This window comes from Pseudomonas sp. P1_A1 (assembly GCF_056406935.1).
This window is the reverse complement of the sequence record NZ_JBFTZE010000013.1, coordinates 20,540-32,282: the sequence shown is the minus strand read 5'-3', so window position 1 is coordinate 32,282 and position 11,743 is coordinate 20,540. Positions and strand designations below refer to the sequence as shown.

The following is an 11,743-nucleotide window of genomic DNA, read 5'->3' as shown; positions in this document are numbered from 1 at the left end:
AGGATCAAAAGATCGCAGCCTTCGGCAGCTCCTACACAGTAATAGCGCACGCCACCGATTTTGCAGTAAACCCGGTGCCGTGGAACTGTCGGTGCTGCAAGTTGAAGGGGCGGGTAAACCGCCCCTTCAGCCTATCACCCGCGGTGACGACCGCGGAAGTAGTTGATCAGGCCTTGGGTGGAAGCATCGTCGGCCGGGGTTTCTTCGCTGCCGACCAGGCGGTTGTAGACGCCTTTGCCCAGCTCTTTACCCAACTCCACGCCCCACTGGTCGAAGGCATTGATGCCCCAGACCACACTTTGCACGAAGACTTTGTGTTCGTACAACGCCACCAGTGCGCCAAGACGCCGCGGGCTGATGCGTTCGAGCACCAGGGTGTTGCTCGGACGGTTGCCCGGGATCACCTTGTGCGCGGCCAGTTTTTGCACTTCATCCTCGGCCATACCCTTGTCACGCAGCTCGGCTTCAGCCTCGGTGCGGGTCTTGCCGAGCATCAATGCCTGGCTTTGCGACAGGCAGTTGGCGTACAGCCACTGGTGGTGGTCGGACACCGGGTTGAAACTGACGATCGGCACGATGAAGTCGGCCGGGATCAGTTGGGTGCCCTGGTGCAGCAACTGGTGGTAAGCATGCTGACCGTTGCAGCCAACGCCGCCCCAGATTACCGGGCCGGTATCGGTGGACACTGGCGTGCCGTCCTGGCGCACGCTCTTGCCGTTGGATTCCATGTCCAGCTGTTGCAAGTGCTTGGTGATGTTGCGCAGGTAGTGGTCGTACGGCAGGATCGCGTGGCTCTGCGCGCCCCAGAAGTTGCCGTACCAGACGCCGAGCAACGCCAGCAGTACCGGCATGTTCTGTTCGAATGGCGCGCTCTGGAAATGCTGGTCCATGGTGTAGGCACCGGACAGCAGTTCCTTGAAGTTCGACATGCCGATGGCCAGGGCAATCGGCAAACCGATGGCCGACCACAGCGAGTAACGGCCGCCGACCCAGTCCCACATCGGGAAGATGTTCTCTTCACGAATACCGAACGCCACGGCCGCCGCGTTGTTGCTGGAGACGGCGATGAAGTGACGGTACAGCTCGGCTTCCGAACCGCCCTGAGCCAGATACCAGGCGCGGGCGGCCTGGGCGTTTTTCAGGGTTTCGAGGGTGTTGAAGGATTTCGACGAGACGATGAACAGCGTGGTCTCGGCGCGCAGCTTCATGGTCAGTTCGTGGAATTCACTGCCGTCGATGTTCGCCAGGTAATGGCAACGCACGCCTTTCTGGGCGTAGGACAGCAGCGCTTCGGACACGAGCTCAGGGCCGAGGAACGAGCCACCGATGCCAATGTTCACAACGTCGGTGATCGGCTTCTCGGTGTAACCGCGCCACAGACCGTCGTGGATACGGCCCACGAGATCGGTGATCTGGTTCAGCACTTTGTGCACGTCGGGCATCACGTTGACGCCGTTGACCGACAGCTTGTCGCCCACCGGACGGCGCAGTGCGGTATGCAGGGCCGGGCGTCCTTCGGAAGCGTTGATGATCTCGCCCGAGAACAGCGCTTTGATCGCGCCCTTGAGGTCGACTTCGTTGGCCAGGCCCACCAGCAGATTGCGGGTCTCGGCGTTGATCAGGTTCTTCGAGTAGTCGAGAAACAGGCCGCAGCTGCTGAGGGTGAATTGATTAAAACGCTGCGGGTCGGCATTAAAGGCTTCGCGCATGCTGAAATCCTGCATGGCTTGGCGGTGGTCATTCAGCGCTTGCCAAGCGGGCAGAGCGGTAACGTCGTGAGGAGTGCGGTAATACGCCATCGCTGCGGTTTTCCTTTTACTTGAACGGCCTTTTGAACACTAAAAATCCCGGAGCGCTGTGGGTGGGCGTCCGGTCAACTGCGTCGACACGATTTCTGGCGCAGGGCGAATACAGTAAACCTCGCGCTGCAATCTGTCTTGACTTTGTCTGACCTGCTCCCGGTACTTTTTTAACATTTAACCAGGAGCGGTCCGACAAACGGAAAGCTGGGAGGGGGGCGGTTCGGTCAGGCGACCTGAACCGGAATGGCATTGCTGGTGTGGCTCAGTTCGTTACCCGGCGCCATGTAGAGCATGCGCGGCTTGAAATTGAGCAGTTCGGCTTCGCTGTAGTGGGCGTAGGCGCAGATGATCACGCGGTCGCCGACCTTGGCCTTGTGCGCCGCGGCACCGTTGACCGAGATCATGCGCGAGCCTTCTTCGCCACGAATCGCGTAGGTGGTGAAGCGTTCGCCGTTGTCGACGTTGTAGATCTGGATCTGTTCGTACTCACGGATGCCGGACAAATCCAGCCATTCACCGTCGATGGCGCAAGAGCCTTCGTAATCGAGTACAGCGTGGGTGACTTCGGCGCGATGCAGCTTGGCCTTGAGCATGATGGCGTGCATGAGTGTTTCCCCGGGTCGGAATCGAACGGGGGGCAGTTTGCCCGAAGGCTTTGTGGGCGGCAATACAACGCAAAAGATCGTCCGAACGCGGCCCGAGCCTGCGGCGTCTCCTAAAGGTCTCCGCGAGACCGTATAGGAGCTGCCGCAGGCTGTGATCTTTTGATCTTGCCGTTAGGACGTAGCGTCGAGGTTCAGATGCAGGTTGTCGATCAACCGCGTCGTGCCGAGGAACGCCGCCACCAGAATCACCAGATCCCGATCCTGCGCTGTCGCCGGACGCAAGGTCAGCGCATGGCGAATTTCCAGGTAATCCGGACGCAGGCCAGCGACTTCCAGTTGCTTGATCTGCTCGTTGATCAGCGTCGGGTAATCGCGCTCGCCCTGTTTGATCGCGTCGCTGATCCGGGTCAGGGTGCGATAGACCTCTGGTGCGATGGCCCGCTGTTCTTCGCTGAGGAAACCATTGCGTGACGACAACGCCAGACCGTCGGCGGCCCGTACGGTCGGTTCGCCGATGATCTGTATCGGCATGTTCAGGTCGTGCACCAGGGCGCGAATCACCGCCAGTTGCTGGAAGTCTTTCTGGCCAAAGATCGCCAGGTCCGGCTGGACCATGTTGAACAGCTTGCTGACTACCGTCGCCACCCCTTCGAAATGCCCCGGACGGCTGGCGCCGCACAGGCCTTCAGACAGTTGCGGAACGCTGACGCGGGTCTGGCCGGCCATGCCGTCGGGGTACATTTCTTCGACGGTTGGGGCAAACAGCAGATGGCAACCGGCCTGGAGCAGTTTCTCCTGATCGGCGGCCAGGGTCCGCGGGTATTTGTCGAGGTCTTCGCCGGCGCCGAATTGCAGCGGGTTGACGAAAATGCTCGCGACCACGAAATCCACCCGTTGGGTGGCTTTGGTAATCAGCGCGATATGCCCGCTGTGCAGGTTGCCCATGGTCGGCACGAAGCCGATGCGCTTGCCTTCGCTACGGGCGCGGGCCACCGCGGCCCGCAGTTCGCGTACGGTTTTTACGGTGTTCATGCAGAGAATCCGTGTTCGATGCCAGGGAAAGTCGCCGCTTTGACTTCAGTGACGTAAGCGCTCAAGGCGGCTTGAATGCTGCTCTGGTCGGTCATGAAGTTCTTCACGAACTTTGGCACGCGGCCGGTCATGGACAAGCCCAGCATGTCGTGCAGAACCAGGACCTGACCGTCGGTGCCACTGCCGGCGCCGATGCCAATCACCGGGATCTTCACCGCCTGGCTGATTTCTTCGGCCAGTTCGCTCGGTACGCATTCGAGCAGCAGCATGGCCGCGCCGGCCTGTTCCAGGGAAATCGCGTCGGCACGCATCTGCCGCGCCTGGTTCTCGTTGCGGCCCTGGACTTTATAGCCGCCGAGGATGTTGACCGATTGCGGTGTCAGCCCCATGTGCGCGCACACCGGGATGCCGCGTTCGGCCAGCAGACGGATCGAGTCCGCGAGCCACAATGCCCCTTCAACCTTGACCATATGCGCACCGGCTTGCATCAACAGGGCGCTGTTGGTCATGGTTTGATCGAGGGTGGCGTAGGCCATGAAGGGCAGGTCGGCGAGGATCAGGGCATCGGTGTTGCCGCGTTTGACGGCTGCCACGTGGTAGGCCATTTCAGCAGTGGTCACCGGCAGGGTGCTGTCGTGACCTTGCAAGACCATGCCGAGGGAGTCGCCCACCAGCAGCACTTCAACCCCGGCCTCATTGCAGGCGTGGGCGAAGGTCGCGTCATAGCAGGTCAGCATGGTGATCTTTTCACCTGTCTGCTTGAGGCTTTGGAGCGTGGTCAGGGTGATGGCTGGCATGAAAAAAATCCTCATTACAGGCGCTATGAAAACTACTGCGAGTAACGCGCGTGATTCGTCATTTATACAGGCGCACCCTCTTTCGTGGTGCTTGTAAGGCCTGGACTGCGCCCTTTAGTGCCGCGTTGGCGGCAGCGGGACGCCTATAGTCGTGAGGAGAACCCGGGAAGTCAATTGCGTGTGTTACCGCATTGTTACGTGTGGGGTGTTACCGACGTTACTGACGCGATTCAGCAGATTTGCGATGGGCTTGTATCATCAAAAGCGGCAACTCAGGCTGCCGGGAGGCGTTCCAGACCGACGAACGGGCAGGCGGTGAGTAGTTCTGCGAGGGTGCGGCCATCGGCCAGGCGCAAGTCCGCCGGTGCCAGTTCGGCTAGCGGATAGAGCACAAAGGCTCGTTCCTGCAGGTGATAGTGAGGGACTTTGAGGCGCGGTTCGTCGATCAGTCGATCGCCGAACAGCACGATGTCCAGATCCAGCGTACGCGGGCCCCAGCGTTCAAGGCGCTGGCGGCCTTGTCCGTTCTCGATGGCTTGCAGGGCATCGAGCAGCTCCAGCGGCGCGAGGCAGCTGTCGAGAGCGGCGACCGCGTTGGTATAACGCGGTTGGCCGGGCAGCAGCGAGTCGCTTTGATAAAACCCGGAAACACCGACCAGTTCGGTCTGCGGCAAGCGTGCCAAGGCCCCGACAGCGCTGCGCAACTGTTCGGCAGGGTCAGCCAGATTGCTGCCCATGCCGATGTAGATGCGTTCCATGGCTTATTCGCCTGTCGTGCTCGAAGCGCCGGCAGCGCGTTTGCGTTTGGCACCGCCACTGCGGCGACGTTTGCGCGGAGCACCGCTGCCGTCGTCCTTGCCGCTGAGTTCGCGGATCATGTCCCGACGTTCGCTGTCGTTGGCGTCCTGATAGTCGGTCCACCATTCGCCCAGGCCATCGGTCTGTTCACCAGCGCTTTCGCGCAGCAGCAGGAAGTCGTAACCGGCGCGGAACCGCGGGTTGTCCAGCAACAGGTCGGCCCGCTTGCCGCTGCGGCGCGGCAGACGCTCCTGCATGTCCCAGATCTCGCGGATCGGCATGGTAAAGCGTTTCGGAATCGCAATACGCTGGCACTGTTCGGCGATCAGCTCATGCGCTGCTTCTTGCATTGCCGGAATCGGCGGCATGCCACGTTCTTGCAGGCGCAACACGCGGGCCGGCAGGGCAGGCCAGAGCAGGGCGGCGAACAGGAATGCCGGAGTGACCGGTTTGTTCTGCTTGATCCGCAAGTCCGTGTTGATCAGTGCTTCACTGATCAACGTGTGGGTGTACGTCGGGTTGTATTCCAGCGCCTCGGCACTGGCCGGGAACAGCGGATCGAACAGCTGCAGGTCGACCAGCATTTCGAAGGTGTCCGCGGCGTGGCCGGAGAGGAACAGCTTGAGCACTTCTTCGAACAGACGGGCTGATGGAATCTCGCGCAGCATCGGTGCCAGATCGCGGATCGGTAGGGCGCTGTGCTTCTCGATACCGAAATTCAGCTTGGCGGCGAAACGCACGGCCCGCAGCATCCGCACCGGGTCTTCCTGGTAGCGCTGCTTCGGATCGCCGATCAGGCGGATCAGGTGATTGCGGATGTCGTGTACGCCATTGGCGTAGTCGAGAATGCGCTCGCTGACCGGATCGTAATACAAGGCGTTGATGGTGAAGTCGCGGCGTTGCGCGTCTTCTTCCAGGGTGCCGTAGACGTTATCGCGCAGAATGCGCCCGCTTTCGTTGCGGGAAGACTGGTTGCTGTCTTCGTCCTCTTCGTTTTGCGGGTGATTGGCGCGGAAGGTCGCGACTTCGATGATTTCGCGGCCGAAGTGGATATGCACCAGTTTGAAGCGACGACCGATGATCCGCGCGTTGCGGAATTCGGCCCGTACCTGTTCAGGGGTGGCACTGGTGGCGACGTCGAAATCTTTCGGCGTGATGCCGAGCAGCATGTCACGCACACAGCCGCCGACCAGGTAAGCCTGGTAACCGGCGTTCTGCAAGCGTTCGACGATGTTGACCGCGTAACGGCTGAATTGCGCCTTTTGCAGCGAATGTTGGCCGCTATTGAGCACTTCAGGCGTGCTGCGGATGTGTTGCGTACGACGCAGGGGAGAACGGAATGACTGGAACAGCTTCTTCAGCATGGGATGCACTGTTTGAAGGAATGTTCGGCCATAACGAAGAATGACCGCATGATGGGCCGGGATTCTAGCATTTAGTCGGGGGATGGTGTAGGAAGCTGCGCAAGCGCTTGAAGGGAGATGTCTTGAGGGGCGGTTTTTGTAGTAGTGAGAATGCCAAACGCCAGAAACCACAAGGGGAGCCGAAGCTCCCCCAGAAGTAGTTGCGTGCTCTATTTTTATTATTGGTTTCGGGCTTCTTGTTTTTGTTGAGCGCCCTCGCCATGAAGTTTTCCTTCATGACCCTCCCAATCGGGAGCCAAGAGCAAACGGATTGCTTTGGTCGCTGTGTTGCTATGATCGTGTGATCCAACCAGTTCAGGCACTGTCTCGGGACAGTTTTTTATTGTTCTCGGCCTGGTTGCGGGGCAAGCCCCAAATGCAACGCCTCTCCAAAAGAATCAGTTAGCTACGCCTCTCGCCGTCTTGTTTTTATTGTGCGTGAGTCGATTCGTCTTATTTTTATTGTCTTGTGCATTACTTGTTATTGTTCTTGTACTGAACATATAGCAGGGTGCGTGCCAACTTTTGTGAGGCCCAGTAAAACAAGGGGTTAGGCGGGCTAATGGTGTTTTTCGAGGCCAAAAAAACCGGGGCTTCGTTACCGTAAGCCCCGGCTTCTGTTACGTGAAAAAGCTGAGGTAACAGTTTTTCCACAATGTCACGTGTTACCCGCGCATCTGACAGGCGCGGTTCAGCTCTCGCTGGCCACCCCGGTCTTGCGCCGCGGGATGCCCAGGCGCTGGCGGCGTTCCCACAGGCATTTGCGACTGACCCCGAGTTTGCGGGCCAGTTCGGTTTCGGTCATGTGATCCTGATGCTCGAGCACGAAGTGCTGGAAGTAGTCTTCCAGGGACAAATCTTCGGTCGGTTCGTGGCTGGTGTTACCGGCGCTGTTGCCCTGCTGGGGCGCGAGGCCGATGAAATCGTCGTCTTCCAGATCGCTGAGTTCGATGTCTATGCCCAGCAGCTCGGCGGAAATCTCCGGGCTCTCGCACAGAATCACCGCGCGCTCGACCGCGTTTTCCAGTTCGCGAACGTTACCCGGCCAGGAGTAATGCCGAATTGCTTGCTCGGCATCCAGGGCGAATTTCAGATCGGTGCGGTTGACCCGCGCGCTCTGCCGCGCCAGGAAGGCATTGGCAATTTCATTGACGTCCGCACCGCGCTCGCGCAGGGCCGGTAGTTTCAGGGCGATCACGTGGAGGCGGTAATACAAGTCTTCACGGAACTGGCCGATCTTCGCCAGGCTCTTGAGGTCCCGGTGGGTCGCGGCGATCAGGCGTACATCGACCTTCTGCGACTGGACCGAACCAACCCGGCGGATTTCACCTTCCTGCAATACACGCAACAAGCGGGCCTGGGCTTCCAGTGGCAGTTCACCGATTTCATCGAGGAACAAGGTGCCGCCGTCCGCCGCTTCCACCAATCCGGCACGCCCGGCACTGGCGCCAGTGAACGCGCCTTTTTCGTGGCCGAACAGCTCGGACTCGATCAGGCTTTCAGGAATGGCCGCGCAGTTCACCGAAATCATCGGTGCCTTGGCGCGTTTGGACAGGTTGTGCAGGGCACGTGCTACCAGTTCTTTACCGGTACCGGATTCGCCCTGGATCAGGACATTGGAATCGGTCGGCGCGACTTTACGGATTTTGCTGTACAGGTCCTGCATCGGCGGGCAAGAGCCGATGATGCCGATTTCGCCGTTGCTGTTGTCGACACCGCTTTTTGCTGCGGCGCCATTGGACGCTTTGCCGACGACCGGCTCACCGCTGGCTTGCGCCGACTGGCGGTCCCGCAGGATTCGCGCGACGGCCTGGAGCATTTCGTCGTGATCGAAAGGCTTGGCGATGTAGTCCACCGCGCCCATTTTCATGGAGTCGACGGCCGAACGCAGGCTGGCGTAACTGGTCATGATCAGCACCGGAGTGCCCTGGCCGAGTTTGATCAACTCGGTACCCGGCGCGCCCGGCAGGCGCAGGTCACTGACGATCAGGTCAAACGTGGGAATGCTGAAACGCTCTTGTGCTTCCTGCACGGATCCGGCTTCGCTGACCTGGTACTGGTTACGTTCCAGCAGACGGCGCAAGGCGGAGCGGATAATTGTTTCGTCTTCGACGATCAAAATGTGCGGCATTGATTCGATACTCTCGACGGTCTCAGTTCACAGCGGACGTCGCTTCGACATGACGCGGTAAGGTCACCCGGATACGGGTGCCGCGTTGGCTTTGAACATCAGCCGGGCTGTCGATGGTGATTTGTCCATAATGCTCTTCAACGATGGAATAGACCAGTGCAAGGCCCAGACCGGTGCCTTCGCCAGGATCCTTGGTGGTGAAGAAGGGTTCGAACAGTCGGTCCATGATGCTCGAGGGAATACCGCTGCCTTCGTCTTCGACGATCAGATCGACCGTGTGTTCGCCGGCTTCGCTCTTGACGCGCACTGCACTGCCCGGAGGCGAGGCGTCACGGGCGTTTGAGAGCAGATTGATCAATACCTGGGCGAGCCGCTGCGGGTCGCCTTCGACCCAGTGATCGGGGTCGCACAGGTTGTAGAACTGTACTTCGAAATTGCGCCGGTTCAAGGCCAGCAGGCCGATGGCATCCTGGGCCACTTCCGCCAGACAAACGGGCTCGTCGCTGTGCTGATGACCGCCCGCGTGGGCGAAGCTCATCAGCGACTGAACGATGCGTGACACGCGTTTGGTCTGCTCGAGGATCTGCCCGCTGATTTCCGTGAGTTCGGCGTCTTCTTCACGTTCTTCGCGCAGGTTCTGCGCGAGACAGGCAATGCCGGTGATCGGGTTGCCGATTTCATGGGCCACGCCGGCCGCCAGTCGGCCAATGCTGGCCAGGCGCTCGGAGTGCACCAGCTTGTCTTCGAGCATCTGGGTTTCGGTCAGGTCTTCCACCAGCAGCACCAGGCCGCTGTTACCCGGCGCCAGCGGTTCGTCGATCGCCGCTTTGTGCAGGTTCAGCCAGCGGGTCTGGCCATCGAGGGCCAGGTGCTGCTTGTGCAAATGTTCGTCCGGCAGATTGATGAAGCCTTGCAGCAGCTCTTTCCACGGATCGGCAATGGTGCTCAGGCGCGAACCGACCACACGCTGCGCGGCAATCCCGGTCAGCTCCTCCATGGCTTTGTTCCACATGAGGATTTCCTGATCCTTGGCCAGCGAGCACACGCCCATCGGCAATTCCTGCAGGGTTTGGCGGTGGTAGCGGCGCAGGGCATCGAGTTCGGCGGCAAGGCCGGTGAGGCGTGAGTGGTAATCCTCGAGGCGACTTTCGATGAAGTGGATGTCTTCGGTAACGTAGTTTTCGCCGCCGGCCTTATAGGGCAGGAAGGTTTCGACCATGTCCTGCGCCACGCTCGGGCCCATCAGGCCGGAGAGGTTGGCTTCGATACGGTCACGCAAACGACGCAAGGCGTAAGGCCGGCGTTCGTCGAACGGAAGATAAAGGTCACGCAGCGCTTGTTCGACTTCTTTCTGCGCCGCCTTGGCGCCCAGCGGTTTGGCCAGTTGCGTGGCGAATTCCTGAGGCGAGGCGGCATGCAGTTCGCGGCGTTGCGGGCGACGAACGTTGTCCACCGCGCAGGCTTCGGCGGCGCTGGCCTCTTCGGGGCTGGCGTTGGTGAACAGTGAAATCAGGGTGAACATCAGCACGTTGGCGGCCAGCGAGGCAATCGCCGCCATGTGCCAGCTGGTGTCGTCCAGCACGTAAATCATGTTCAGCAACGGAATGTAGAAGCCTTGCAGATTGCCGACCAGCGGCAACAGCATCGTCACCAGCCACACCAGAATCCCCGCCAGGAGGCCGGCGATGAAGCCGCGACGGTTGGCGGTCGGCCAGTACAGTACCGACAACACCCCCGGCAGAAACTGCAACGTGGCGACGAAGGCGACGATGCCGAGGTTGGCCAGGTCCTGTTCAGCGCCCAGCATCAGGTAGAAACCGTAGCCGGCCATGATGATCGCGACGATCAGCGCCCGGCGGGTCCATTTCAGCCAGCGGTAGATGTTGCCCTCGGCCGGTGGCTGATAGAGCGGCAACACCAAGTGGTTCAGGGCCATCCCGGACAGCGCCAGCGTAGTAACGATGATCAGCCCGCTGGCCGCCGACAATCCACCGACATACGCCAACAGCGCCAGGGCTTTGCTATTGGCGGCGATGCCGATGCCCAGGGTGAAATATTCCGGATTGGTGGTGGCACCGAGTTTCAACCCGGCCCAGAGAATCAACGGCACTGCCAGGCTCATCAGCAGCAGGAACAGCGGCAAGCCCCAGCTCGCGCTGACCAGCGAACGCGGGTTGAGGTTTTCGGTAAAGGTCATGTGGTACATGTGCGGCATGACGATCGCCGAGGCGAAGAACACCAGCAGCAGCGTGCGCCATGGGCCTTCCTGCAGTGGCGTGTGCAGGGCGGCGAGGGCGGTCTGGTTTTGCAGCAGCCACAGTTCCAGCTGTTGCGGGCCGTCGAACACGCCGTACAGCGCATACAGGCCGACGCCACCAATCGCGATCAGCTTGATCACCGACTCGAAGGCGATTGCGAACACCAGGCCTTCATGTTTCTCACGGGTGGCGATGTGGCGCGAACCGAAGAAAATCGTGAACAGCGTAATCAGCGCGCAAAAACTCAGGGCCACGCGATGCTGCACCGGCTCGCGGGTGAGGATGCCGATGGAGTCGGCCACCGCCTGAATCTGCAACGCCAGCAACGGCAGCACGCCGATCAGCATGAAAATCGTCGTCAGCGCACCGGCCCAGGTGCTGCGGAAGCGGAACGCGAACAGGTCGGCCAGCGATGAGAGTTGGTAAGTACGGGTGATTTTCAGGATCGGGTACAAAAGCACCGGCGCCAGCAGAAACGCCCCGGAAACCCCGAGGTAGCTGGACAGAAAACCGTAGCCGTACTGATAGGCCAGGCCCACCGTGCCGTAAAACGCCCAGGCACTGGCATAAACGCCCAGCGACAGGGTGTAGGTCAGCGGGTGGCGAATGATCGCCCGGGGGATCATGCCCCGTTCACTGATCCAGGCCACACCGAACAGCACCGCCAGGTACGCGGCGCTGATCAGGATCATCTGGGTCAGGCTAAAGCTCATCGGCATCTTTTTGGCTCTGCAGGATGAAGGTCACGACGATCAGAATCAGCCAGAGCAAATAAGGGCGATACCAGGCGCCAGTGGCGTCGATCCACCAATCCATGATGGCGGGGGAGAACAGATAAATCCCCACTACCAGGAGCAGGACCAAGCGATAGATGTACATCCCGGCCTCTCTCTTTTTTTATGCGCGTGCCCGAAAAC

Annotated in this window: 9 protein-coding genes; all 9 read right to left on the bottom strand. The window is 60.2% G+C overall.

Annotation, left to right across the window (positions count from 1 at the left end):
• Window positions 1–134: 134 nt before the first annotated feature.
• Window positions 135–1,799, bottom strand: coding sequence for a glucose-6-phosphate isomerase (gene pgi, locus AC1D2Q_RS19390; protein WP_477814227.1), 1,665 nt, complete (start codon window positions 1,797–1,799; stop codon window positions 135–137).
• Window positions 1,800–2,026: 227 nt separating this feature from the next.
• On the bottom strand, window positions 2,027–2,407 hold the full coding sequence (panD, locus tag AC1D2Q_RS19385) for an aspartate 1-decarboxylase (RefSeq protein ID WP_003228271.1): 381 nt from the start codon (window positions 2,405–2,407) through the stop codon (window positions 2,027–2,029).
• A gap of 171 nt (window positions 2,408–2,578) precedes the next feature.
• Window positions 2,579–3,439: a pantoate--beta-alanine ligase gene (gene panC / locus AC1D2Q_RS19380; RefSeq protein ID WP_477814226.1), complete on the bottom strand. Its 861-nt coding sequence runs from the start codon at window positions 3,437–3,439 to the stop codon at window positions 2,579–2,581.
• Window positions 3,436–4,236 carry a 3-methyl-2-oxobutanoate hydroxymethyltransferase gene (gene panB, locus AC1D2Q_RS19375; protein ID WP_477814225.1) on the bottom strand — a complete coding sequence of 267 codons (801 nt, stop codon included), beginning with the start codon at window positions 4,234–4,236 and terminating at the stop codon, window positions 3,436–3,438. Before panB ends, panC begins: the two co-directional genes overlap by 4 nt.
• Window positions 4,237–4,508: 272 nt before the next feature.
• Window positions 4,509–4,994, bottom strand: a complete 486-nt coding sequence (folK, locus tag AC1D2Q_RS19370; RefSeq protein WP_477814224.1) for a 2-amino-4-hydroxy-6-hydroxymethyldihydropteridine diphosphokinase — start codon at window positions 4,992–4,994, stop codon at window positions 4,509–4,511.
• 3 nt (window positions 4,995–4,997) lie between these two features.
• Window positions 4,998–6,398: a polynucleotide adenylyltransferase PcnB gene (locus tag AC1D2Q_RS19365; RefSeq protein ID WP_477814223.1), complete on the bottom strand. Its 1,401-nt coding sequence runs from the start codon at window positions 6,396–6,398 to the stop codon at window positions 4,998–5,000.
• Window positions 6,399–7,128: 730 nt separating this feature from the next.
• Window positions 7,129–8,568, bottom strand: a complete 1,440-nt coding sequence (locus AC1D2Q_RS19360) for a sigma-54-dependent transcriptional regulator (RefSeq protein WP_019582860.1) — start codon at window positions 8,566–8,568, stop codon at window positions 7,129–7,131.
• A gap of 22 nt (window positions 8,569–8,590) precedes the next feature.
• The gene (locus AC1D2Q_RS19355; protein WP_230173164.1) at window positions 8,591–11,545 is read right to left on the bottom strand and encodes a sensor histidine kinase; all 2,955 of its coding nucleotides are present in this window, start codon (window positions 11,543–11,545) and stop codon (window positions 8,591–8,593) included.
• The gene (locus AC1D2Q_RS19350) at window positions 11,529–11,705 is read right to left on the bottom strand and encodes a hypothetical protein (protein ID WP_003176118.1); all 177 of its coding nucleotides are present in this window, start codon (window positions 11,703–11,705) and stop codon (window positions 11,529–11,531) included. The genes AC1D2Q_RS19355 and AC1D2Q_RS19350 overlap by 17 nt, the downstream gene beginning before the upstream one ends.
• Window positions 11,706–11,743: the final 38 nt, after the last annotated feature.

Coding starts and splice junctions, on each gene's coding strand:
- pgi (WP_477814227.1), bottom strand. CDS start 1,799: ATGGCGTATTACCGCACTCCTCACGACGTTACCGCTCTGCCCGCTTGG.
- panD (WP_003228271.1), bottom strand. CDS start 2,407: ATGCACGCCATCATGCTCAAGGCCAAGCTGCATCGCGCCGAAGTCACC.
- panC (WP_477814226.1), bottom strand. CDS start 3,439: ATGAACACCGTAAAAACCGTACGCGAACTGCGGGCCGCGGTGGCCCGC.
- panB (WP_477814225.1), bottom strand. CDS start 4,236: ATGCCAGCCATCACCCTGACCACGCTCCAAAGCCTCAAGCAGACAGGT.
- folK (WP_477814224.1), bottom strand. CDS start 4,994: ATGGAACGCATCTACATCGGCATGGGCAGCAATCTGGCTGACCCTGCC.
- AC1D2Q_RS19365 (WP_477814223.1), bottom strand. CDS start 6,398: ATGCTGAAGAAGCTGTTCCAGTCATTCCGTTCTCCCCTGCGTCGTACG.
- AC1D2Q_RS19360 (WP_019582860.1), bottom strand. CDS start 8,568: ATGCCGCACATTTTGATCGTCGAAGACGAAACAATTATCCGCTCCGCC.
- AC1D2Q_RS19355 (WP_230173164.1), bottom strand. CDS start 11,545: ATGCCGATGAGCTTTAGCCTGACCCAGATGATCCTGATCAGCGCCGCG.
- AC1D2Q_RS19350 (WP_003176118.1), bottom strand. CDS start 11,705: ATGTACATCTATCGCTTGGTCCTGCTCCTGGTAGTGGGGATTTATCTG.